21 protein-coding genes are annotated in these 22,867 nt (G+C 64.9%); 20 read left to right on the forward strand and 1 reads right to left on the reverse strand.

All coding sequences use genetic code 11. From position 1 onward, the window contains the following. Positions 1-206: 206 nt before the first annotated feature. The gene (locus ACV22W_RS14865; protein ID WP_448020125.1) at positions 207-1,106 is read right to left on the reverse strand and encodes a LysR family transcriptional regulator; all 900 of its coding nucleotides are present in this window, start codon (positions 1,104-1,106) and stop codon (positions 207-209) included. 9 nt (positions 1,107-1,115) lie between these two features. Between ACV22W_RS14865 and ACV22W_RS14870 the strand changes: the two genes are divergently transcribed. The 20 genes from ACV22W_RS14870 to atpE all read left to right on the forward strand — a co-directional run bounded on the left by ACV22W_RS14870 (position 1,116) and on the right by atpE (position 22,807). After that, positions 1,116-1,262 carry a hypothetical protein gene (locus ACV22W_RS14870; RefSeq protein WP_448020126.1) on the forward strand — a complete coding sequence of 49 codons (147 nt, stop codon included), beginning with the start codon at positions 1,116-1,118 and terminating at the stop codon, positions 1,260-1,262. A 52-nt stretch (positions 1,263-1,314) separates the two neighbouring features. Beyond that, positions 1,315-3,000 carry a GMC family oxidoreductase gene (locus ACV22W_RS14875; protein ID WP_448020128.1) on the forward strand — a complete coding sequence of 562 codons (1,686 nt, stop codon included), beginning with the start codon at positions 1,315-1,317 and terminating at the stop codon, positions 2,998-3,000. A 487-nt stretch (positions 3,001-3,487) separates the two neighbouring features. Then, the gene (locus ACV22W_RS14880; protein ID WP_040142748.1) at positions 3,488-4,267 is read left to right on the forward strand and encodes an ABC transporter ATP-binding protein; all 780 of its coding nucleotides are present in this window, start codon (positions 3,488-3,490) and stop codon (positions 4,265-4,267) included. After that, a complete protein-coding gene (locus tag ACV22W_RS14885; RefSeq protein WP_448020129.1) occupies positions 4,264-5,019 on the forward strand; it encodes an ABC transporter ATP-binding protein in 756 nt (251 codons plus the stop codon). Before ACV22W_RS14880 ends, ACV22W_RS14885 begins: the two co-directional genes overlap by 4 nt. Positions 5,020-5,096: 77 nt before the next feature. Continuing rightward, a complete protein-coding gene (locus ACV22W_RS14890; protein ID WP_448020131.1) occupies positions 5,097-6,296 on the forward strand; it encodes an ABC transporter substrate-binding protein in 1,200 nt (399 codons plus the stop codon). A gap of 114 nt (positions 6,297-6,410) precedes the next feature. Next, positions 6,411-7,295 (forward strand): branched-chain amino acid ABC transporter permease, encoded by an 885-nt coding sequence (locus ACV22W_RS14895; RefSeq protein ID WP_448020132.1) that lies wholly within the window; start codon positions 6,411-6,413, stop codon positions 7,293-7,295. Then, positions 7,295-8,269 carry a branched-chain amino acid ABC transporter permease gene (locus ACV22W_RS14900; RefSeq protein WP_448020134.1) on the forward strand — a complete coding sequence of 325 codons (975 nt, stop codon included), beginning with the start codon at positions 7,295-7,297 and terminating at the stop codon, positions 8,267-8,269. The genes ACV22W_RS14895 and ACV22W_RS14900 overlap by 1 nt, the downstream gene beginning before the upstream one ends. Before the next feature lie 1,101 nt (positions 8,270-9,370). Then, complete coding sequence (locus ACV22W_RS14905) at positions 9,371-10,528, forward strand: ABC transporter substrate-binding protein (RefSeq protein WP_448020136.1); 1,158 nt, start codon at positions 9,371-9,373, stop codon at positions 10,526-10,528. A gap of 201 nt (positions 10,529-10,729) precedes the next feature. Next, complete coding sequence (locus ACV22W_RS14910; RefSeq protein WP_059531226.1) at positions 10,730-11,785, forward strand: branched-chain amino acid ABC transporter permease; 1,056 nt, start codon at positions 10,730-10,732, stop codon at positions 11,783-11,785. 4 nt (positions 11,786-11,789) lie between these two features. Then, positions 11,790-13,574, forward strand: a complete 1,785-nt coding sequence (locus ACV22W_RS14915) for a branched-chain amino acid ABC transporter ATP-binding protein/permease (protein ID WP_448020138.1) — start codon at positions 11,790-11,792, stop codon at positions 13,572-13,574. Next, on the forward strand, positions 13,574-14,329 hold the full coding sequence (locus ACV22W_RS14920) for an ABC transporter ATP-binding protein (RefSeq protein WP_448020139.1): 756 nt from the start codon (positions 13,574-13,576) through the stop codon (positions 14,327-14,329). The genes ACV22W_RS14915 and ACV22W_RS14920 overlap by 1 nt, the downstream gene beginning before the upstream one ends. Positions 14,330-14,844: 515 nt before the next feature. Continuing rightward, positions 14,845-16,815, forward strand: a complete 1,971-nt coding sequence (mnmG, locus tag ACV22W_RS14925; protein ID WP_175907808.1) for a tRNA uridine-5-carboxymethylaminomethyl(34) synthesis enzyme MnmG — start codon at positions 14,845-14,847, stop codon at positions 16,813-16,815. After that, a complete protein-coding gene (rsmG, locus tag ACV22W_RS14930) occupies positions 16,812-17,498 on the forward strand; it encodes a 16S rRNA (guanine(527)-N(7))-methyltransferase RsmG (protein ID WP_448020141.1) in 687 nt (228 codons plus the stop codon). Before mnmG ends, rsmG begins: the two co-directional genes overlap by 4 nt. Before the next feature lie 51 nt (positions 17,499-17,549). Beyond that, positions 17,550-18,329, forward strand: coding sequence for a ParA family protein (locus tag ACV22W_RS14935; protein ID WP_044845234.1), 780 nt, complete (start codon positions 17,550-17,552; stop codon positions 18,327-18,329). Positions 18,330-18,360: 31 nt separating this feature from the next. After that, a complete protein-coding gene (locus tag ACV22W_RS14940; RefSeq protein ID WP_448020143.1) occupies positions 18,361-19,254 on the forward strand; it encodes a ParB/RepB/Spo0J family partition protein in 894 nt (297 codons plus the stop codon). Positions 19,255-19,267: 13 nt separating this feature from the next. Beyond that, a complete protein-coding gene (locus ACV22W_RS14945; protein ID WP_448020144.1) occupies positions 19,268-20,398 on the forward strand; it encodes an SLC13 family permease in 1,131 nt (376 codons plus the stop codon). Between the two features lie 125 nt (positions 20,399-20,523). After that, positions 20,524-20,907, forward strand: coding sequence for a hypothetical protein (locus ACV22W_RS14950; protein WP_448020146.1), 384 nt, complete (start codon positions 20,524-20,526; stop codon positions 20,905-20,907). A 65-nt stretch (positions 20,908-20,972) separates the two neighbouring features. Beyond that, entirely contained in the window at positions 20,973-21,500 is a 528-nt protein-coding gene (locus ACV22W_RS14955; protein ID WP_448020147.1) for an ATP synthase subunit I, read from the forward strand. Positions 21,501-21,610: 110 nt separating this feature from the next. Continuing rightward, on the forward strand, positions 21,611-22,462 hold the full coding sequence (atpB, locus tag ACV22W_RS14960; RefSeq protein WP_059531209.1) for a F0F1 ATP synthase subunit A: 852 nt from the start codon (positions 21,611-21,613) through the stop codon (positions 22,460-22,462). A 75-nt stretch (positions 22,463-22,537) separates the two neighbouring features. Beyond that, the gene (gene atpE, locus ACV22W_RS14965; RefSeq protein WP_006482730.1) at positions 22,538-22,807 is read left to right on the forward strand and encodes a F0F1 ATP synthase subunit C; all 270 of its coding nucleotides are present in this window, start codon (positions 22,538-22,540) and stop codon (positions 22,805-22,807) included. Positions 22,808-22,867 lie beyond the last annotated feature (60 nt).

Here is a 22,867-nt window from a genome sequence, read left to right on the forward strand (position 1 = left end):
CGAAGGCACAATCTAGCAAAAAGCCTGCGATGGTGGCGTGACGGGAAGGCGGGACGCGGCGACGCGTCGCGGGGGCGGCGATTCGCGCCCGTTCGCGATAACGCCCGTCATGTACGGGCGCCGATCGGGCACCTGATGCGCGTCGGACGCCGAAGTCCGACGCCCGGTGCCCGGTGCGCGATCGGCCGCACCGGCATCAGCGGCGCTCATATCGCCCATTGGGTCTCGATCAGCCGCAGGGCGGCCGCGATCGCCGGTTCGGCGCGCCGCTCGGCGAGCGTCACGAAAGTCAGTTCGGTCGGCACCGTCACGCGTTCGACGATCGTCAGCGCATGCACGTGCGCTTCGGCCAGCGCGGTCGAGTCGCGCGCGAGCGTCAACCCGATCCCCGATTTCACGAGATCGAGCATCGATTGCTCCTGGTCGACCTCGGCGACCTTCACCGGCTGCGCGCCGGCCGCCGCGAACAGCCGTGACAGCAGCCGGTGATGGGCGGACGCCGGCGGCGTCCAGATCCACGGCAGCGCGGCGAGCGCGCGCCAGTCGTGCGCGCGCTGCACGCGCTCCTTCCAGCCGGCCGGCGCGAGCACGCGGTACTGGAAACGCGTGAGCGTGACCGTGTGGAACAGCGCGTCGTCGCGCGGATCGTCCTCGCCGGGCCGGCCGATGTAATAGCCGACGTCGAGCGCCTGCGCGCGCACCTGTTCGAGCACCCAGCCGGACATCCCGTGCCGCAACGCGGTTTCTATCTGCGGATGGGTTTCGACCAGCGCGCGCAGGAAGCCGCCGAGCCGCAGGAAGCCGGGATCGAGGATCGTGCCGATCCGCAGCCGGCCGCGCACTTCGTGGCGCAGCGCAGCAGCGGCGCGCTGCACGTCCGCGGCCGCGGCCAGCGCGCGCTCCGCATGCGGCAGCAGCGTCTGGCCGTCGCGCGTCAGCGCCAGCCCGCGCGACGTGCGCGTGAACAGCGTGACGCCGAGCGTTTCCTGCAGATGCTTGATCTGCAGGCTGACGGCCGGCTGCGTCAGGTGCAACTGCACGGCGGCGCGCGTCAGGTTGCCTTCGCGGGCGACCGTCGCGAACGCACGGAGCAGGGTGAGATCCATCGTCGTGATATGAGCGCAGCTTATAACGCGATTCAGCATAACTCATTGGATCGGCGGCGGGCGGCCGGAGTACGCTTCATCGACCGCATCGACCGCATCGACCGCATCGACCGCATCGACCGCATCGACCGCATCGCCCGCGACGCACTATGCTGAAAACGACGCGCGGAATCGCATGCGCGATACACAACAATCCATGGAGACACTCGTGAGTACTCAACGCACGCTCGAGGGCGAATTCGATTACGTGATCGTCGGCGCGGGCACCGCGGGCTGCGTGCTTGCCAACCGCCTGACCGAGGATCCCGAGATCCGCGTGCTGCTGCTCGAAGCCGGCGGCAAGGACGACTATCACTGGATCCACATCCCGGTCGGCTATTTGTATTGCATCGGCAATCCGCGCACCGACTGGCTGTACAAGACGCAGCCCGAGGCGGCGCTCAACGGCCGCGCGTTGTCGTATCCGCGCGGCCGCGTGCTTGGCGGCTGCTCGTCGATCAACGGGATGATCTACATGCGCGGCCAGAGTGAGGATTACGACAGCTGGGCGCAGGAAACCGGCGACGCCGGCTGGTCGTGGGACAGCGTGCTGCCCATCTTCAAGCGCAGCGAAGACCACCACGCGGGCGCGAGCGATGCGCACGGCGCGGGCGGCTACTGGCGCGTCGAGAAGCAGCGGCTGCGCTGGGAGATCCTCGAATCGTTCGCGCAGGCCGCGCAGCAGACGGGCATCCCGGCGACCGACGATTTCAACCGCGGCGACAACACCGGGGTCGGCTATTTCGAAGTGAACCAGAAGCGCGGCGTGCGCTGGAATACGTCGAAGGCGTTCCTGCGGCCCGCGATGGCACGCCCGAACCTGACCGTGATCACCGGCGCGCAAGCGCAGCGTGTGATCTTCGACGGGCGGCGCGCGGTCGGTGTCGAGTATCGCGGCGGCGGCACCGACTACGTCGCGCGCGCGCGCGCCGAAGTGCTGCTCACCGCCGGTGCGGTGAATTCGCCGCAGCTGCTCGAACTGTCGGGCATCGGCGCGGGCACACGGTTGCAGGCGCTCGGCATCGGCGTCGTGCAGGATCTGCCGGGTGTCGGCGAGAACCTGCAGGATCACCTGCAGTTGCGGATGGCATTTCGCGTCGAAGGCGTCCGCACGCTGAACACGCTGTCCGCGCACTGGTGGGGCAAGCTGATGATCGGCGCCGAATATGCACTGCTGCAGCGCGGGCCGATGTCGATGGCGCCTTCGCAGCTCGGCGCGTTCGCGAAGTCTGATCCGGACGATCCCGCGCTCACGCGCCCCGATCTCGAATACCACGTGCAACCGCTGTCGCTGGAGCGTTTCGGCGAGCCGCTGCACGGCTTCAACGCCTTTACGGCGTCCGTCTGCCATCTGCGGCCCAGCTCGCGCGGCAGCGTGCATATCGCAAGCCCCGATGCGGGCGCGGCGCCGTCGATCGCACCGAACTATCTGTCGACCGACCACGATCGTCATGTCGCGGCGAATGCGTTGCGCCTCACGCGCCGGATCGCGTCCGCGCCGGCGCTTGCGCGCTACCGTCCGGAGGAGATACTTCCGGGCACGCGGTACCAGACCGAAGCGGAACTGATCGAAGCGGCGGGTGCGGTCGGCACGACGATCTTCCATCCCGTGGGGACGTGCCGGATGGGGCGTGCAGACGACGAGCGTGCCGTCGTCGACAGCCGGCTGCGTGTGCGCGGCATCGCGGGGCTGCGGATCGTCGATGCATCGGTGATGCCGTTCATCACGTCGGGCAACACGAATTCGCCGACGCTGATGGTCGCCGAGCGTGCGAGCGACATGATCCGCGCCGATCGACGTGCTGCGCATGACGCGACACAGGTGCGAACGGAAGCGGTGATGACGGCTGCATGACGCCACGCTGACACGCGCGACAGCGGGCCGTCATCCCGCTGCCCGCTGATTCGCTATGCGAAACAAGCCGGTGCATGCGGATCGCAGCGGATCGACGACACGCATGGCGATCGCGCCGCATGCCACGCATTGCTCGCAATCTTCCTGTTGCGTGACGACATGACGCGCAGCGTAACGTGCCTGTGTTTTCGCAGGCACGCGGCGTGCGATCGGACGACCGTCGATGATGCACGTGTCAAAAAAAACGCGTCGAAATACGCGCTCAGCCGCGTCCTATATGGCGGCCAGCCCTATAAGTGCAAATCCCGATGATTGCACTGCACCAACGGCGCGACAATGTTGCGCAGTGTGCATACGCGTCGGCGCGGGAGACCACCCTCGAGGCGTAATACGGCGCCCCGGGGGCAGCCCGCTGATCCGCGGTTCTGTTCGCGGTCGCTTGCGCGAATCTTCCCGGTGCTTCGCCTGACTTCGTACGGAAGGGAACATGATTCTCGGCGACACGATTCTCGAAACACGCGGACTGACGAAGGAATTCAGGGGCTTCACCGCCGTGAACGGCGTCAACCTGCGTGTGCGCCGCGGTGCGATCCATGCGTTGATCGGACCGAACGGCGCGGGCAAGACCACCTGCTTCAACCTGCTCACCAAGTTCCTGACACCGACGGCCGGCCAGATCGTCTTCAACGGGATCGACATCACCGACGAGCGGCCCGCGCAGGTCGCGCGTCGCGGCATCATCCGTTCCTTCCAGATCTCGGCGGTATTCCCGCACCTGACCGCATTGCAGAACGTGCGCATCGGCCTGCAGCGCGCGCTCGGCACCGAATTCCACTTCTGGCGCAGTGAGCGCACGTTGCGGCGCCTCGACGATCGCGCGATGGACCTGCTCACGCAGGTCGGCCTCACCGATTTCGCGCACGTGCCGACGGTCGAGCTCGCGTACGGCCGCAAGCGCGCGCTCGAGATCGCGACGACGCTCGCGATGGAACCCGAGCTGATGCTGCTCGACGAGCCCACCCAAGGGATGGGCCACGAGGACGTCGACCGCGTGACCGCGCTGATCAAGAAAGTCGCGAGCGGCCGCACGATCCTGATGGTCGAGCACAACATGAACGTGATCGCGGGCATCTCCGACACGATCACCGTCCTGCAGCGCGGCGAGGTGCTGGCCGAAGGATCGTATGCGGAAGTGTCGAAGAATCCGCTGGTGATCGAGGCCTACATGGGCAGCGCCGATGCGGCACTCGCGGGGGCGCACGCATGAAGCACAGCGAACGGGAGGAACGCGAATTGAGCGGCGTCGAAAGCGGCACGCCCGCGCTGGAGATCACGGGCCTCGAGGCCTGGTACGGGGAATCCCACATATTGCACGGTGTCGACCTGAGCGTTCATCGTGGCGAGGTCGTCACGCTGCTCGGCCGCAACGGTGCGGGCCGCACCACGACGCTGCGCGCGATCATGGGCCTCACCGGCCGGCGCAGCGGCTCGATCAAGGTCGCGGGCAACGAGACGATCGGCCTCGCGACGCATCGCATCGCGCATTTCGGCGTCGGCTATTGCCCGGAGGAGCGCGGGATCTTCTCGAGCCTGTCGTGCGAGGAGAACCTGATGCTGCCGCCGCCGATCGGCGCGCGCGAGCACGCGATGTCGCTCGACGAGATCTACGCGATGTTCCCGAACCTCGCGTCGCGCCGGCAGAGCCAGGGCACGCGGCTGTCCGGCGGCGAGCAGCAGATGCTCGCGGTGGCGCGGATCCTGCGCACCGGCGCGAACCTGCTGCTGCTCGACGAGATTTCCGAAGGCCTCGCGCCGGTGATCGTGCAGGCGCTGGCGCGAATGATCGTCGCGCTGAAGGCGCGCGGCTATACGGTCGTGATGGTCGAACAGAATTTCCGCTTCGCCGCGCCGCTCGCCGACCGCTTCTACGTGATGGAACATGGCCGCATCGTCGAGCATTTCCGCTCATCCGAACTGGAAGGCAAGATGCCGATCCTTCACGACCTGCTCGGGGTGTGACGCCGCCCCGTTTCCCTTGCCGCTAGCCGTGGCGGCCTTCGAACAACCACAACGCATCAGAAGAACAGGAGACGTCAATGAAAATGAAGACCCTCGCACACGCGTGTCTCGCGGTCGCGACCGCAGCGTTCACCGCCGGCGCCGCACACGCCGCGGATAGCGTGAAGATCGGTTTCGTCACCGACATGTCGGGGCTTTACGCGGACATCGACGGGCAGGGCGGCCTCGAGGCGATCCGCATGGCCGTCGCCGATTTCGGCGGCAAGGTGCTCGGCAAGCCGATCGAGGTCGTCTATGCCGACCACCAGAACAAGGCGGACATCGCCGCATCGAAGGCGCGCGAGTGGATGGACCGCGGCGGGCTGGACCTGCTGGTCGGCGGCACGAACTCCGCGACGGCGCTGTCGATGAACCAGGTCGCGGCCGAGAAGAAGAAGGTCTACATCAACATCGGCGCGGGCGCCGACACATTGACCAATGAGCAGTGCACGCCGTACACGGTCCACTACGCATACGACACGATGGCGCTCGCGAAGGGCACCGGGTCGGCCGTGGTGAAGCAGGGCGGCAAGAGCTGGTTCTTCCTGACCGCCGACTACGCATTCGGCAAGGCGCTCGAGAAGAATACGTCGGACGTCGTGAAGGCGAACGGCGGCCAGGTGCTGGGCGCGGTGCGGCATCCGCTGTCGGCGTCGGACTTCTCGTCGTTCCTGCTGCAGGCGCAGTCGTCGAAGGCGCAGATCCTCGGCCTCGCGAACGCGGGCGGCGACACGATCAACTCGATCAAGGCCGCGAAGGAATTCGGCATCACGAAGTCGATGAAGATCGCCGCGCTGCTGATGTTCATCGACGACGTGCACAGCCTCGGCCTCGAGACGACGCAGGGCCTCGTGCTGACCGACAGCTGGTACTGGAACCGCGACGCGGCGTCGCGCCAGTGGGCGCAGCGCTATTTCGGCAAGATGAAGAAGATGCCGTCGAGCCTGCAGGCGGCCGACTACTCGTCGGTGACGACCTACCTGAAGGCCGTGCAGGCGGCCGGCACGACCGACTCCGACAAGGTGATGGCCGAGCTGAAGAAGATGAAGATCAACGACTTCTACGCGAAGGGCTTCATTCGCCAGGACGGCAGCATGATTCACGACATGTACCTGATGGAAGTGAAGAAGCCGTCGGAATCGAAGGAGCCGTGGGACTACTACAAGGTGCTCGCGACGATTCCGGGCGACCAGGCATTCGGCACCAAGCAGGAATCGCGCTGCGCGCTGTGGAAGTAAGCGCGACATAGCGCCGCGTGGCGGCGGCCGCAGCGATGTGCCCGCTGCACCGCCCGCGCGCGCGGCGGCTTGAACGTTGCGCACGCAACGAAACTCATACTGACGGCTAAGTCGATGGAAATCTTTGGCATTCCGTTGCCGGCGATGCTGAGCCAGTTGCTGCTCGGGCTCGTCAACGGCTCGTTCTACGCGATCCTGAGCCTCGGGCTCGCGGTGATCTTCGGGCTGCTCAACGTGATCAACTTCGCGCACGGCGCGCTGTTCATGCTGGGCGCGATGCTCGCGTGGATGGGGCTGTCGTACTTCGCGTTGCCGTATTGGGCGATGCTCGTGCTCGCGCCGCTGATCGTCGGTGCGTTCGGGATCCTGATCGAGCGTTCGATGCTGCGCTGGCTGTACAAGCTCGATCACCTGTACGGGCTGCTGCTCACGTTCGGCCTCACGCTCGTCGTCGAAGGCGTGTTCCGCTCGATCTACGGGTCGTCCGGCCAGCCGTACGACGTGCCGTCGCAGCTGTCCGGCGCGACCAATCTCGGCTTCATGTTCCTGCCGAACTACCGCGCGTGGGTGGTCGTCGCGTCGCTCGCGGTGTGTCTCGCGACCTGGTTCGTGATCGAGAAGACGCGCCTGGGCGCCTATCTGCGCGCCGGCACCGAGAACCCGAAGCTCGTCGAGGCGTTCGGCGTGAACGTGCCGATGATGATCACGCTGACCTACGGTTTCGGTGTGGCGCTCGCGGCGTTCGCGGGCGTGCTCGCGGCGCCGGTGATCCAGGTGTCGCCGCTGATGGGCCAGCCGATGATCATCACCGTGTTCGCGGTGGTCGTGATCGGCGGGATGGGCTCGATCCTCGGCTCCATCATCACGGGGCTGCTGCTCGGCGTGATCGAAGGCTTCACGCGCGTGTTCTATCCGGAAGCATCGGCCACGGTCGTGTTCGTGATCATGGCGATCGTGCTGCTGATTCGCCCGGCGGGCCTGTTCGGCAAGGAAAAATGATGCAGAGAAAAGTGCTCTACGGCGTGCTGCTCGCGGCATTGCTCGCCGCGCCGTTCATCGGCGCCTATCCGGTGTTCGTGATGAAGGTGCTCACGTTTGCGCTGTTCGCGGCCGCGTTCAACCTGCTGATCGGCTATACGGGGCTGCTGTCGTTCGGCCACGCGATGTTTCTCGCGACCGCCGGCTATGTGACCGGCTATGCGATCCAGACGCTCGGCTTCACGCCGGAGCTCGGCGTGCTCGCGGGCACGTTCGCCGCGACGCTGCTCGGGCTCGTGGTCGGCCTGTTCGCGATCCGCCGGCAGGGCATCTACTTCGCGATGATCACGCTCGCGTTCGCCCAGATGATCTACTTCATCTACCTGCAGGCGCCGTTCACGCACGGCGAGGACGGCCTGCAGGGCGTGCCGCGCGGGCATCTGTTCGGGCTCGTCGACCTGTCGAACGACGTCGCGCTCTACTACGTCGTGCTCGCGGTGATCGTCGCGGCGTGCGCGTTCATCGTGCGGATCGTGCACTCGCCGTTCGGCCAGGTGCTCGTCGCGATCAAGGAGAACGAGGCGCGCGCGATCTCGCTCGGCTACGACACCGACCGCTTCAAGCTGCTCGCGTTCATCCTGTCGGCCGGGCTCGCGGGGCTGGCCGGTTCGCTGAAGGTGCTGGTGCTCGGTTTCGAGACGCTGTCGGACGCGTACTGGACGATGTCGGGCCTCGTCGTGCTGATGACGCTCGTCGGCGGGATGGGCACGCTGTTCGGGCCGCTGCTCGGCGCGGCGCTGATCGTCGCGCTGGAGGACCGGCTCGGCGACATCGGCGAATGGCTAGCATCGGCAACCGGCATCGCCTGGTTCCACTCGCTTGGCGAATCGGCGACGATCGTCACGGGGCTGATCTTCATCGCATGCGTGCTTGCGTTCAGGCGCGGGATCGTCGGCGAGATGGTCGCGCGGGTCAAGACGCTCAGGCCATCCTGATTGCATCGCCGAGGCCGTTGCGGCGCGTTGATGCGAAGCACCATCCGGCGCGGCCGGGAAGGGCGTCTTGGCGGCCTCGGGCCGGTGCCGTGCGGTCGGGCTGGTGCCCCATTTTCGTGCGGCGATGCACCATAGGGGTAAATGCTAAGTTGTCGCAGGGTGAAAGCTCCTTTAATCTTCGTTTCAGTTCTGATGCACCGCGAAACGAATTTGCAGGTGGAGAACGAGGAGACAATCGAGGCACAAAGTGCCCGGACCCCAAAGCGCTGTTGGACGGAATCCAACAGCGCTTTTTCATTTGGTGCGCGAATTTCCGTTGCTGGTGCAGGGGAGTGGCGCTGCATTCTGCCCCACCTCGCTCGCGCCTCATCCCGTCTCCCCGTTTTCATCCGTTTCTGCCGGTCGATCGCCGCCGGCGCGCAGCCGCGTGCATTGCCGTCCGGGCTTACCCGGTTGGCGTGCGCAAAAAGCGTCCGTTACACTCAGCTTTCGCCGACCGTGCGGTCGGGAAAACGGTCGGCAGTTCTCCTACAAGCAAAATGCAGAAGAGGGAGTGCGGTTGGATGAGACGCGCGGGACGATGGATCGGGGTGCGAGGGGCGGCTGGCGCCGCTCGTTCAGGGGCGGGAGTGCACGGGTATGCCCTGGCGTTCACGAGCCGTCCTGCGGCCGGCATGCGCGTTCCGGCGCGATTTGCCGGCACGACTGTCTCTGCGGCCGTTGCATTCGCATCCGACGTGTCGTTCGCGTTCGCATGAACGGCCGATTTTTCGATCCTGCACCGCCCGCTTGTGGAGCCGAACCCGGCCCGGCCGATGATCGTTGCGTCCGCATCGATCACGTCTCGCGCAACGTCGCGTTTCTCCGTTTTGTTCATCCTGACGACACTGCTGCCGCGCATCGTGGCGGTCGCACGACCGCTTCGGCACACGCCGCGGCGCGCGCGTGGTATCGCCGGGGCTTGATGGCGATGCCGGCGTTTCACGGGAAAACGAGCGTAGGCGCGGCACGGCGAGATAGTTAAATTATTAACTTGTTTGAGGACCGGGAGCCGCCCGAGCGACCCGCGGATTTTTCGAGCTGCGTTTGGAGACAACGTAAATGAAGATGAATCGATGGATGGAGGTTCTGCTTGCCGCGGGCCTCGTGTGCGCGGCCGCCACGGCGTCGGCGCAGGTGAAGATCGGTGTGACGCTGTCGGCCACCGGGCCGGCCGCATCGCTCGGGATTCCGGAAAAGAACACGATCGCGCTGCTGCCGAAGGAAATCGCGGGCAAGAGCGTCCAGTACATCGTGCTCGACGATGCGTCCGACACGAGCCGCGCGGTGCAGAACGTGCGCAAGCTGATCGACGAGGATCACGTCGACGCGATCATCGGTTCGTCCGTCACGCCGAACTCGCTCGCGATGCTCGATCCGATATCGCAGGGCAAGACGCCGACGATCTCGCTCGCGGCGAGCGCGCAGATCATCTCGCCGATGGACGCGAAGCGCGCATGGATGTTCAAGGTGCCGCAGAACGACCAGCTGATGGCCGATGCGATCGCCGGCTACATGGCGAAGCACGGCGTGAAGACGGTCGGCTTCATCGGCTTCGCCGATGCGTACGGCGACAGCTGGTACAAGACGTTCAGCGCGGCGGCCGAGAAGAACGGGCTGAAGCTCGTGTCGAACGAGCGCTACAACCGCACCGACGCGTCGGTGATGGGGCAGGTGCTGAAGCTGATGGGCTCGAATCCCGACGCGATGCTCATCGCCGGGTCCGGCACGCCGGCCGCGCTGCCCGCCAAGACGCTGAAGGAGCGTGGCTACAAGGGCAAGGTGTATCAGACGCACGGCGTCGCGAACAACGACTTCCTGCGCGTATGCGGCAAGGATTGCGAAGGCGAGATCCTGCCGGCCGGCCCGGTGCTCGTGACCGACCAGCTGCCCGATTCGAACCCGGTGAAGAAGCCGGCGCTCGGCTACAAGGCCGCGTACGAGAAGGCGTACGGCGCAGGTTCGCTGTCGACCTTCGGCGGCCATGCATGGGATGCGGGGCTGTTGCTGCAGCGTGCGATTCCCGAGGCGCTGAAGAAGGGCCAGCCGGGCACCGAGGCGTTCCGCGAGGCGCTGCGCGCGTCGCTCGAGAGCGTGAAGGACCTGCCCGTGTCGCACGGCGTGATCAACACGACACCGAGCGATCACAACGGCTTCGACACGCGTGCGCGCGTGATGGTGCAGATCGTCGACGGCAAGTGGAAGCTGCAGGCCGAGTAAGCACCACGTGAAACCGGCGTGCACGGCGCCAACAGCCCCGTGCGCGCCGACGGCAGCGGAGCGGGCCTGACGGGCCGCTCCCGCGCCTCATGGAGTCGCCGGGGCCCGCCGCGTGTCGCCCGACGCGTCGATCATGCCGTTCGTGCGCCGCGGCCATTCCTGTCTTTCGTTTCTCCGCAGCATTCTCGATACACGATACGTATGGATCTCTCGATTGCGGCGATCCTCGCGCAAGACGGCATCACGACCGGCGCCATTTATGCATTGCTGTCGCTGGCGCTGGTGTTGGTGTTTTCCGTCACGCGGGTGATCTTCATTCCCCAGGGCGAATTCGTCGCCTACGGTGCGCTCACGCTTGCAGCGTTGCAGGCGCAGAAATTCCCCGCCACCTGCTGGCTGCTGTTCGTGATGGGCATCGCGTGCTTCCTGCTGGAAGTCGGCGGCCTGATCCGCCATCGCGAACGCCGCCATCAGCTCGGCCGCACGCTCGCAACGCTCGGCAGCCGTTACGTGCTGCTGCCGCTCGCTGTGTTCGCGATCACGCGCAGCTTCGCCGCGCAGCCGATGCCGATGCTTGCGCAAATCGCGCTGACGCTCGCGATCGTCGTGCCGATGGGGCCGTTCGTCTACCGGCTCGTTTATCAGCCGATCGCCGAAGGCACGACGCTGCTGCTGCTGATCGTGTCCGTCGCCGTCCATTTCGCGATGGTCGGCCTCGGGCTCGTGATGTTCGGGGCGGAAGGCTCGCGCACCAACGGCTTCGCGGATGCGTCGCTGTCAGTCGGCAGCATGACGGTGTCGGTGCAGAGCATCCTCGTGGTCGTGACCGCGCTGGTGCTGATCGGTGCGCTCTACGTGTACTTCGGCCGCACGATCGCCGGCAAGGCGCTGCGTGCGACATCGGTGAACCGTCTCGGCGCGCGGCTCGTCGGCATCGGCACGACCGAAGCCGGGCGGCTCGCGTTCACGCTGGCGGCCGGGCTCGGTGTGCTGTCCGGCATCCTCGTCGGTCCGCTGACGACGATCTATTACGACTCCGGCTTCCTGATCGGCCTGAAGGGTTTTGTCGGCGCGATCATCGGCGGGCTGGTCAGCTACCCGCTCGCGGCCGCCGGCTCGCTGCTGGTCGGCGTGCTCGAATCGTATTCGTCGTTCTGGGCGAGCGCGTACAAGGAAGTGATCGTGTTCACGCTGATCATCCCGGTGCTGCTGTGGCGCAGTTTCGCGACACCGCACACGGAAGAGGAAGAGGAGTGACGCGATGAAGACGATGGTACGCAACAAGACCTTCTGGGTGTTCCTCGTGGCGCTGTTCGCGCTGCCGGTGCTGCCCGGCGCGCTGCAGGTACCCGAATACTGGATCACGCTGCTGAACTACATCGGCCTCTACGCGATCGTCGCGATCGGACTCGTGCTGCTGACGGGCGTTGGCGGGATGACGAGCTTCGGGCAGGCCGCATTCGTCGGCATCGGCGCATATGCGACCGCATTCCTGACGACGCGCTACGGCGTGTCGCCGTGGCTCGCGCTGATCGTCGGCGTCGTGCTGACGGCGCTCGTCGCGCTCGTGCTCGGCGCGGTCACGATGCGCCTGTCCGGGCACTTCCTGCCGCTCGGCACGATCGCGTGGGGCCTCGCGCTGTTCTACCTGTTCGGCAACCTCGAACTGCTCGGCAAGTACGACGGGATCAACGGGATTCCGGCACTGAACCTGTTCGGCATCGAGCTGGGAAGCGGCCGAAGCCTGTACTTCCTGATCTGGGCCGTCGTGCTGGCCGCGATCGTGTCGGTGCAGAACCTGCTCAACAGCCGGCCGGGCCGCGCGATCCGCGCATTGCGCGGGGGTGGCGTGATGGCCGAGGCGATGGGCGTGAACACCGCATGGATGCGCGTCGTGATCTTCGTCTACGCGGCAGTGCTCGCGGCGGTATCGGGCTTCCTGTACGCGCACCTGCAGCGCGCGGTGAACCCGACCCCGTTCGGCCTGAACCACGGGATCGAATTCCTGTTCATGGCCGTGGTCGGCGGCGTGTCGCATGTGTGGGGCGCGGTGCTCGGTGCGGCGATCCTGACGGTGCTGCAGGACTATCTGCAGACGCTGCTGCCGAAGCTGCTCGGCTCGGAGGGCAACTTCGAGATCATCGTGTTCGGCGTGCTGATGGTGCTCCTGCTGCAGTACGCACGCCAGGGCGTGTGGCCGTTCGTCGCGAAGCTGTTTCCGCGCGGGCCGCGCGCACATGTGCCCGACCATGCCGATCCGTTGCCGCAGCGCGCGAAGCCGGTGGCGGGCGAGCCGCTGCTCGTCGTCGATAACGCGCGCAAGCAGTTCGGCGGCCTGGTGGCCGTCAACGACGTCAGCTTCGACGTGAAAGCGGGGCAGATCATCGGCCTGATCGGCCCGAATGGCGCCGGCAAGTCGACCACGTTCAACCTCGTGACCGGCGTGCTGCAGCCGACCGGCGGCACGATCACGTTCCGCGGCGAGCGGATTAACGGACTCACGTCGCGCCAGATCGTCCGGCGGGGGATCGGTCGTACGTTCCAGCACGTGAAGCTGCTGCCGACGATGACGGTGCTCGAGAACGTCGCGATCGGCGCGCACCTGCGCGGCCATACGGGCGTGTGGCGCAGCATCGCGCGGCTCAATGCGCACGAGGAAGCGCAGCTGCTGGCCGAGGCGGCACGCCAGATCCGCCGCGTCGGGCTGGAGAGGCACATGTACGACGAAGCGGGCAGCCTCGCGCTCGGCCAGCAGCGGATTCTCGAAATCGCGCGCGCGCTGTGCTGCGATCCGACGCTGCTGCTCCTCGACGAGCCGGCCGCCGGGCTGCGCTACCAGGAGAAGCAGCAGCTCGCCCACTTGCTGCGGCGCCTGAAGGCGGAAGGGATGAGCGTGTTGCTCGTGGAACATGACATGGATTTCGTGATGAACCTCACCGACCGGCTGGTGGTGATGGAATTCGGTACACGGATCGCGGAAGGACTGCCGCAGGACGTGCAGCAGGATCCGGCGGTGCTCGAAGCATATCTGGGCGGGGTGGAGTGATGACGGATACGACGATGCCAATTCTCGACGTGCGCGGCGTGGCGGTGCGTTACGGGAAGGTAGAGGCGCTGCACGGCGCGGCGATCAAGGTCGGCGCCGGGCAGATCGTCAGCGTGATCGGCCCGAACGGGGCCGGCAAGTCGACACTACTGAACGCAATCATGGGCGCGCTGCCGGTGACTGGGCATGCGTCAGGCGCAGTTGTGTACCGCGGCAAGGACGTGAGCGCACTGCCGGTCGAGCAGCGTGTCGCGCGTGGAATGTGCCTCGTGCCTGAAAAGCGCGAGCTGTTCAGCACGATGACGGTCGAGGATAACCTCGTGCTGGGCGCGTATCGCCGCAAGCTCGCAGGCGAGTCGAACTTCCTCGATCAGCTCGATCATGTGTTTGCGCTGTTTCCGCGGCTCAGGGAGCGGCGCAAGCAGGCAGCCGGCACGCTGTCGGGTGGTGAGCGGCAGATGCTCGCGGTGGGGCGCGCGCTGATGGGCAAGCCCGACTTGCTGATGCTCGACGAGCCCAGCCTCGGATTGGCGCCGCTGATCGTGAAGGAGATTTTTCATATCATCAGCGCGTTGCGCGGCACTGGCGTCGCGACGCTGCTGATTGAGCAAAACGCTCGGGCTGCGCTGCAGATCTCGGACTACGGCTATGTTCTGGAGACGGGGGAGTTTGCGCTGGAAGGGCCGGCGGCCGAGCTGGCGCAAAATCCGCGCGTGATCGAAACATATCTGGGGTTGGTGAAGAAGACGGCTTGATGGATGGAGTCGTCGGCGGGAAACGGGCGGCGTGTTTCACGTGAAACACGCCGCGTTTGTTTTCTGGAAGAGGGCGATGCGTCGGTGAATCGGGCGTGGGGATAAGTGCCGGAGCAACAAGTGGAAGTCCTGTGACGAGTGGGGCCTCAACACGTCGGGTTGCACAGGGTAGTGAGCGCTGTACGCGCGACCGTGTTCTATCTCCGCAAGCCAAGCGGCACAGGGGATAAGTGCAGGACGGTCGATCCGAAATGCTGTGATGGCGTGGCGACGGCGGGTTTCGTAAAACCACTGCCGGGTGCGCGATTTTGCACAGCCTGACGATGTGCGCTGAGGCGGCGGCAGCGCCGCCGACGCGGGCCGCACGGCACAGCTCGGCCGATCGGGCGAAAAAAGCGATCAAATGAACCGGCCCTACCATTCGGACGGTCTTCGGGTGAAAAGCGAACCCGCTATAATTCGGCCCATACATTTCTCAGATAGGTTCGTGTGCAGTCCTGCGCACGGAATCCACCATGCTTTTTCCCACAGAATTTGACGTCATCGTCGTCGGCGGCGGGCACGCCGGCACGGAAGCCGCGCTGGCATCGGCCCGTATGGGTGCGAAGACGCTGCTGCTGACCCATAACATCGAGACGCTCGGCCAGATGAGCTGCAATCCGTCGATCGGCGGCATTGGCAAGGGCCATCTGGTCAAGGAAGTCGATGCGCTCGGCGGCGCGATGGCCGCCGCGACGGACGAGAGTGGTATTCAGTTCCGGATCCTCAATTCGTCGAAGGGCCCGGCCGTGCGCGCGACGCGTGCGCAGGCTGACCGCATCCTGTACAAGGCTGCAATCCGCCATCGGCTCGAGAACCAGCCGAACCTGTGGCTGTTCCAGCAGGCTGTCGACGACCTGATGGTCGAAGGCGACCGCGTGGTCGGCGCCGTGACGCAGATCGGCATCCGCTTCCGCGCACGTGCGGTCGTGCTGACGGCCGGTACGTTCCTTGACGGCAAGATTCACGTCGGCCTGAACAACTACACGGGCGGTCGCGCGGGCGATCCGGCGGCCGTGTCGCTGTCGGCTCGCCTGAAGGAGCTGAAGCTGCCGCAGGGCCGCCTGAAGACCGGTACGCCGCCGCGTATCGATGGCCGCTCGATCGACTTTTCGAAGCTGGACGAGCAGCCGGGCGACCTCGATCCGATCCCCGTATTCTCGTTTCTGGGCCGTGCGGAGCAACATCCGCAGCAGCTGCCGTGCTGGGTGACGCACACGAACGAGCGCACCCACGACATCATTCGCGGCGGCCTCGACCGTTCGCCCATGTATACAGGCGTGATCGAAGGTGTCGGCCCGCGTTATTGCCCGTCGATCGAGGACAAGATCCACCGATTCGCATCGAAGGAATCGCACCAGATCTTCCTTGAGCCGGAAGGGCTGACGACCAACGAGTTCTATCCGAACGGGATTTCGACGAGCCTGCCGTTCGACGTGCAGCTCGAGCTCGTGCACTCGATGCGCGGCCTCGAGAACGCGCACATCCTGCGCCCCGGCTACGCGATCGAATATGACTACTTCGACCCGCGCGCGCTGAAGGCGTCGCTCGAGACGAAGGCGATCAACGGGCTGTTTTTTGCGGGCCAGATCAACGGCACGACCGGCTACGAAGAAGCAGCCGCACAAGGGCTGCTGGCCGGCCTGAATGCGGGCCGCTACGTGCAGGAGAAGGACGCATGGTGCCCGCGTCGCGACCAGGCCTATCTTGGCGTGCTGGTCGACGACCTCGTCACGCGGGGCGTGGCCGAGCCGTACCGGATGTTCACGAGTCGTGCCGAGTACCGTCTGAGCCTGCGTGAAGACAACGCGGACATGCGCCTGACCGAGATCGGCCGCGAGCTGGGCCTCGTCGACGACGTGCGCTGGGATGCGTTCAGCCGGAAGCGCGATGCTGTTTCACGTGAAACCGAACGACTGAAGTCGACATGGGTTACGCCGAAGACGCTGCCGCCGGAAGAGGCGACTGCGTTGCTCGGCAAGGCGATCGATCACGAGTACAGCCTCGCCGAACTGCTGCGCCGCCCCGGTATCAGCTACGACGGTGTTTGCGGCCTGAAGGGCGGTGAATGTGCGCCTGCAGAGCCGCTGGCCGACGATCCTGTGCTGCTCGAGCAGATCAAGGAGCAGGTCGAGATTGGCATCAAATATCAGGGCTATATCGAGCGGCAGGCCAGCGAGATCGAGCGCAACGATGCGAATGAGAACACACGCCTGCCGGACGGTATCGACTACCGCGAGGTGCGTGGTCTGTCGTTCGAAGTGAGCCAGAAGCTGAACGAGTTCCGCCCGGAAACGATCGGCCAGGCATCGCGGATCTCGGGCGTCACGCCGGCTGCGATCTCGCTGTTGATGGTGCACTTGAAGCGCCGCGGCCTCGGCCGTCGTAACGGCGCCGCCGCGGAAGTGACGGAACAGGGGGATGGCACCGTCCCGACGCAACAATGACGGCGCGTCGCGCGCCGGCGGTTAATCGGGACGTACTCGAACAGATGCTCGTCGACGGCACGGCCGCGCTCGACATCACGTTGACGGATGCACAACGCAACCAGCTGCTCGACTATGTCGCGCTGCTCGGCAAGTGGAACGCGGTCTACAACCTGACCGCGATCCGCGACCCGAAGCAGATGCTGATCCAGCACATTCTCGATTCGCTCTCCATCGTTCCGCATCTGCGCGACCGTGCATCGGCGCGCGTGCTCGACGTGGGTTCGGGCGGTGGATTGCCCGGTATCGTGCTGGCGATCGTCCAGCCGGACTGGCAGGTCACGCTGAACGATATCGTGCAGAAGAAGTCTGCATTCCAGACGCAGATGCGCGCCGAGCTGAAGCTCGCGAACCTGTCTGTCGTCACCGGGCGTGTCGAATCGCTGCAGCCGGGTGTCGAAGTGCCGGAAAAATTCGACATGATCGTATCCCGCGCTTTCGCGGATCTATCCGACTTCGTTAAACTTGCTCGACATCTCGTCGCGCCCGGCGGATCGATCTGGGCAATGAAGGGTGTCCACCCGGACGACGAAATTGCACGGTTGCCGGAAGGCAGCCGAGTAAAGCAGACGATCCGGCTGACGGTGCCAATGCTCGATGCCGAACGGCATCTGATCGAGGTCACCGTCGACGAGGCGAATTGAAGGTGCGCGGTAGCGCGCCGTTTGTTTGAAGGTAAAGGGAACACACCAACGATGGCAAAGATCTTCTGCGTTGCGAACCAGAAGGGGGGCGTCGGCAAGACGACGACATCGGTCAATCTCGCCGCAAGCCTTGCAGCGCAGGAGCAACGAGTCCTGCTGATCGATCTCGACCCGCAGGGCAACGCGACGATGGGCAGCGGAATCGACAAGGCCGCCTGCGAGTCGACCGTGTACGAAGTGCTGGTCGACGGCGTATCGGTGACGGACGCGCGCGTGCGTCCGGAAGGCGTCACGTACGACGTGCTGCCGGCTAACCGTGAATTGTCTGGTGCCGAGATCGAGCTGATCAGCATCGATAACCGCGAGCGACGGCTGAAGGCCGCGCTCGAACACGTGGCCGACGACTACGACTTCGTGTTGATCGATTGCCCGCCGACGTTGTCGCTGCTGACGCTGAACGGACTGTGCGCAGCGCATGGCGTCGTGATCCCGATGCAGTGCGAATACTTCGCGCTGGAGGGGCTGTCGGATCTCGTCAATACGATCAAGCAGGTTCACGCGAACATGAACCGGGACCTGAAGATCATCGGCTTGCTGCGCGTGATGTTCGATCCGCGTATCACGCTTCAACAGCAAGTCTCCGATCAACTGAAAGCGCACTTCGGCGACAAGGTGTTCGACGCAGTGATTCCGCGCAACGTGCGCTTGGCGGAAGCGCCGAGTTACGGGTTGCCGGGCGTCGTATTCGACCGTAATTCGCGCGGTGCGCAGGCGTATCTCCAGTTCGGTGCCGAGATGATCGATCGCGTGCGCGCGTTCGAGGTGTCGTGATTCGGACATGAGCGAAGCGAGGAAGAAAGACATGAACGCGGTACCAAAAAAGAAGGGCTTGGGACGTGGCCTCGAAGCGCTGCTCGGCGGCAGTGCAGACATCACCGAAGCGGTGAAGATCGAAGGTGCGCCGAACACGCTCGCGCTCGGCAAGCTGCAGGCCGGCAAGTACCAGCCGCGGACGCGGATGGACGAAGGCAGCCTGCAGGAGCTGGCGGCCAGCATTCGCGCGCAAGGCGTGATGCAGCCGATCCTGGTACGACCTATTTCATCTGACAAATACGAAATCATCGCGGGCGAGCGGCGTTTCCGCGCGGCACGCCTGGCCGGCCTCGACGAAGTGCCGGTGCTCGTGAAGGACGTATCCGATCAGGCCGCCGCGGCGATGGCGCTGATCGAGAACATCCAGCGCGAAGATCTGAATCCGCTGGAAGAGGCGCACGGTATCCAGCGCCTGCTCGATGAGTTCGGTTTCACGCACGAACAGGCAGCAGAATCGGTCGGCCGCTCGCGCAGCGCGGTATCGAACCTGTTGCGCCTGCTGAACCTCGCAGCACCGGTGCAGACGATGCTGCTGGCCGGCGACCTCGACATGGGCCACGCGCGTGCGCTGCTTGCGGTCGATGCCGCGACGCAGATCACGCTCGCACACCAGGTCGTCAACAAGCGCATGTCGGTGCGCGAGACCGAGAAGCTGGTCACGCATACGACGAAGGAAGCGCCGGCGGTGAAGGCGCGCGCGAAGGACGACGGCGGCCGCGACACGCGTCGTCTCGAGGAGGAGTTGTCCGACCTGCTCGCGTCGACGGTGAAGATCAAGCTCGGCCGCCGCGGGCGAGGGCAGGTGATGATCGATTTCGGCAATCTCGACGCGCTCGAGGGCATTCTTGCGCGCCTGCGCGGCAACGTCGCGACCGAAGAATAACGAGGCAAGATCGATGGAAAACACGGGCGCACCGGCGCCGCGCCGGTGGCTTGGCTGGCTTTTGCAGGAACCCGTACTAACGGTGCTGGCGCTTGCGTTGATTGTCCTGCAATGGTTGCGTCCGCAACCAATTTCCGCGCTGGCCGGTCTCGTCGACTGGCAGACCGTCGCGACGCTCGCGGGTCTGCTGATGCTGACCAAGGCGCTCGAGCTGTCCGGGTGCCTGATGTGGCTCGCGCATCGCATCGTGCATCACGTGCATTCCGAGCGCGGGCTTGCGATGCTGCTCGTCGTGTTCGCGGCGGCGCTCGCGATGTGGCTCACCAACGACGTCGCGCTGTTCGTCGTCGTGCCGCTGATGGTATCGCTGCGCACGTTGACACCGCTTCCGTTCCGACGGCTCGTGATCGTGGTCGCACTGGCCGTCAACGCGGGGTCCGTCGCGACCCCGCTCGGCAATCCCCAGAACCTTTTCCTGTGGCAATTGAGCGGCGTGTCGTTCGGCCGCTTCGTCGTCACGCTCGGGCCGCTCGCGCTGGCGTTGATGGCGCTGCTGCTCGTGCTGACGGCATGCGCGTTTCGCGCGAAGCCGCTCGATCTGTCGGGAGACGTCCAGGCCGTTCCCGTGCAGCGCATGCACGCGTTGCTCGCGGCGGTGCTGTTCGGTGCGTTCGTGCTGCTCGCCGATGCGCACAACCCCGTGCCGGGCCTGATAGGCGTCGTGATCGCGCTGCTGTTGGCGAGACGTGACGCAGTCCTGAGAATCGACTGGCTGCTGCTGCTGATCTTCGTGCTGATGTTCGTCGTGCTGCGCAGCGCGGCCGCGCTGCCAGTCGTCCATGATGCGATCGCGCGAACCCATCTCGATTCGCCACTGCGTGTGTTCGCGGCGGGCGCGGTGGTGTCGCAGGGAATCAGCAACGTGCCGGCGGCGATCCTGCTGTCGGAATTCACGCGCGACTGGCGGGCGCTCGCGTTCGGCGTTTCGGTCGGCGGCTTCGGTTTCGCGATCGGTTCGCTCGCGAACCTGATCGCGGTGCGTCTCGCGAAGGAGCCGCGCATGTGGCTGCCGTTTCACCTCGTGTCGATTCCGTTCGCACTCTTGAGCGCGGCGCTGGGTGCGTGGTTGCTCGTTCACGGCTGAGCGATGCGGATCAGTGCGGCGCACGCGTGCCGCAAGTCTGGCGGGGAGGGGGGGCACAGCGTTCCTTGTCGTTGCAAGGCCGGGCCTGTTGATAAGTGTTGCGCCACCACAGTCGAACGACTGTGGTGGCGCAACAACTGATTGCGGGCATCGGCGCGCTCGGCTCGAGCGTATTTCGCGCATCGCGCTCGACGTGGTGGCCGCGGTGTTTCCTCTATTGCCGATCGCCGCGTCGGATCATTTCCCGTGATCGCGTCACGGCAGAATTCCTGCTGCGATCGCGTCGCACCGGTGGCGCCCGCATCACACGTCGTCGTCACGTCATTTCGTTGCGGCCGCATTTTTCGGCCAAGAAACGTCGGTGCAAAAAAACGACCTTACAACTGTCATCGTACGTCATCGACGCGCGCGTTTTTCACATGATGAGGCGTCGTTTTACGCCGGTTTTTGTCGCGTCTAAAGCCTTGAATCGCCTGCAACTATCGCTTACAATCGCCCGGATTTGTTAGCTAGGCACCCCTGAAAGCTTTCGGAAAGCTTGGGGCCGGGTTCAAGGATTTTGCGGAAGATTGCGATGGCGGGTCAGGCGCCGAACGACAGGCACGATGATCACCGAGCGCAACGTACCGCTTCAGCGGCCGGCGAGCGGCGCGAGTCCGATGACGGCGACTGGGATGCCGAGCTGCAAGATAACAACATCGTTCCGCTCACGCGGACGGAAGCCGAGAAGCTGTTCGGTCCGAACGTGAGCAAGCCGTCGCGCGTGACCCCCTACAAGGTGGTGATCGCGCAGGTGGTCTTGTCCCTGGTTGCAACGCTGGCGTGGTGGCTGTTTTCAAAGTCGCCGGGCGCCGCTGCGCAATCCGCGTTTTTGGGCGGGGCGATCGGCTGGGTGCCAAGCGCGTTGTTCGTGGCACGACTGAAGGCAGGTGGTTCGGCCACCGTGATGAGCTGGGTGATGGGCGAAGCCCTGAAGCTCGGTGTGACGATCGGGATGTTCGCCGCAGTGGCATACGGCTATGCCGGCGTGCACTGGCCAGCACTCCTCGTCACCTACCTCGTCGTGCTGAAGACGTACTGGATCGCGCTGGCCTGGCGGTAAGCAACAAGCAGCGTGCGGTTTCGACAACGAACCGCACCGGCCCGTTCCCGCAATAGCGTATTGCGGAACGGGGCAAAACGATTTTCGACAATTTGGGTGGCATTAACGATATGGCAGCTAGCGAAGGCACGCGCGGTCCGGATCCGTCCGAGTACATTGCGCACCACTTGCAAAATTTCTCCACCTCGCATCAGACGTCGATTTTCGACATCCACGTCTGGAACCTCGACACGCTGTTCTGGTCGATCGTGTGCGGTATCGTGACGATCGTCCTGCTGCGTCTGGCCGCCCGCAAGGCGACCTCGGGCGTGCCGGGCCGTTTCCAGTGTGCGATCGAGATGCTCGTCGAAATGGTCGAGGATCAATCGAAAGCCATCGTCCACGGCAACCGCACCTTCATCGCTCCGCTCGCCCTCACGGTGTTCGTGTGGGTCGCGCTGATGAACTCCCTCGACTTCCTCCCCGTCGACCTGCCGGGCCGCGTCATCGGCCTGCTCGGTCTGTCGGACGTGATTTCCCACCATCGCATCGTCCCGACGGCCGACCTGAACGGCACGCTCGGCATCGCGCTCGGCGTGTTCGTCCTGATGATCTACTACAGCATCAAGATCAAGGGCGCGGGCGGCTTTGTGCATGAGCTGCTGTCGGCCCCGTTCGGCGCCCACCCGCTGCTGTGGATCCCGAACCTCGCGCTGAACATCGTCGAATATCTCGCAAAGACCGTTTCCCTCGGCATGCGGCTGTTCGGCAACATGTACGCGGGTGAGCTGTTGTTCCTGTTGATCGCCCTGCTCGGCAGCATGTGGAGCTTCGGTGGCGACGCAACGTTCCTCGGCTTCATTGGTCACGTGATCGCGGGTAGCGTCTGGGCAATCTTCCACATCCTGATTGTTCTGTTGCAGGCATTCATTTTCATGATGCTGACGCTGGTGTATCTCGGCCAGGCGCACGACAAGCACTAAGCGCGGCGTGCAAAAAAGAGTTTCCGTTTTAGTTTTTTAAATCTCAGTTCCAAGTCTTTTCACAAAGGAGTGATCATGCAAGCTTACATCGCCAACATCCAGGGTCTGACCGCCATCGGTATCGGCATCATCATCGGCCTGGGTGCAATCGGCGCCTGTATCGGTATCGCGCTGATGGGTGGCAAGTACATCGAAGCCTGCGCACGTCAGCCGGAACTCATCAACCCGCTGCAAACGAAGATGTTCCTGCTGGCCGGCCTGATCGACGCTGCATTCCTGATCGGCGTTGGTGTCGCAATGCTGTTCGCGTTCGCGAACCCGCTCCTGTCGAAGCTCGCAGGCTAAGGTTCCTCGGAAATATGCGCCCGGCGTAAGCCGGCGCAGGGCGGAACGGAGACTTGGGGC

The organism is Burkholderia sp. AW49-1 (assembly GCF_053427845.1).

Coding starts and splice junctions, on each gene's coding strand:
- mnmG (WP_175907808.1), top strand. CDS start 14,845: ATGCTTTTTCCCACAGAATTTGACGTCATCGTCGTCGGCGGCGGGCAC.
- ACV22W_RS14935 (WP_044845234.1), top strand. CDS start 17,550: ATGGCAAAGATCTTCTGCGTTGCGAACCAGAAGGGGGGCGTCGGCAAG.
- ACV22W_RS14905 (WP_448020136.1), top strand. CDS start 9,371: ATGAAGATGAATCGATGGATGGAGGTTCTGCTTGCCGCGGGCCTCGTG.
- ACV22W_RS14885 (WP_448020129.1), top strand. CDS start 4,264: ATGAAGCACAGCGAACGGGAGGAACGCGAATTGAGCGGCGTCGAAAGC.
- ACV22W_RS14920 (WP_448020139.1), top strand. CDS start 13,574: ATGACGGATACGACGATGCCAATTCTCGACGTGCGCGGCGTGGCGGTG.
- ACV22W_RS14945 (WP_448020144.1), top strand. CDS start 19,268: ATGGAAAACACGGGCGCACCGGCGCCGCGCCGGTGGCTTGGCTGGCTT.
- ACV22W_RS14910 (WP_059531226.1), top strand. CDS start 10,730: ATGGATCTCTCGATTGCGGCGATCCTCGCGCAAGACGGCATCACGACC.
- ACV22W_RS14865 (WP_448020125.1), bottom strand. CDS start 1,106: ATGGATCTCACCCTGCTCCGTGCGTTCGCGACGGTCGCCCGCGAAGGC.
- ACV22W_RS14915 (WP_448020138.1), top strand. CDS start 11,790: ATGAAGACGATGGTACGCAACAAGACCTTCTGGGTGTTCCTCGTGGCG.
- atpE (WP_006482730.1), top strand. CDS start 22,538: ATGCAAGCTTACATCGCCAACATCCAGGGTCTGACCGCCATCGGTATC.
- ACV22W_RS14955 (WP_448020147.1), top strand. CDS start 20,973: ATGGCGGGTCAGGCGCCGAACGACAGGCACGATGATCACCGAGCGCAA.
- ACV22W_RS14900 (WP_448020134.1), top strand. CDS start 7,295: ATGCAGAGAAAAGTGCTCTACGGCGTGCTGCTCGCGGCATTGCTCGCC.
- ACV22W_RS14870 (WP_448020126.1), top strand. CDS start 1,116: ATGAGCGCAGCTTATAACGCGATTCAGCATAACTCATTGGATCGGCGG.
- ACV22W_RS14890 (WP_448020131.1), top strand. CDS start 5,097: ATGAAAATGAAGACCCTCGCACACGCGTGTCTCGCGGTCGCGACCGCA.
- rsmG (WP_448020141.1), top strand. CDS start 16,812: ATGACGGCGCGTCGCGCGCCGGCGGTTAATCGGGACGTACTCGAACAG.
- atpB (WP_059531209.1), top strand. CDS start 21,611: ATGGCAGCTAGCGAAGGCACGCGCGGTCCGGATCCGTCCGAGTACATT.
- ACV22W_RS14940 (WP_448020143.1), top strand. CDS start 18,361: ATGAACGCGGTACCAAAAAAGAAGGGCTTGGGACGTGGCCTCGAAGCG.
- ACV22W_RS14895 (WP_448020132.1), top strand. CDS start 6,411: ATGGAAATCTTTGGCATTCCGTTGCCGGCGATGCTGAGCCAGTTGCTG.
- ACV22W_RS14880 (WP_040142748.1), top strand. CDS start 3,488: ATGATTCTCGGCGACACGATTCTCGAAACACGCGGACTGACGAAGGAA.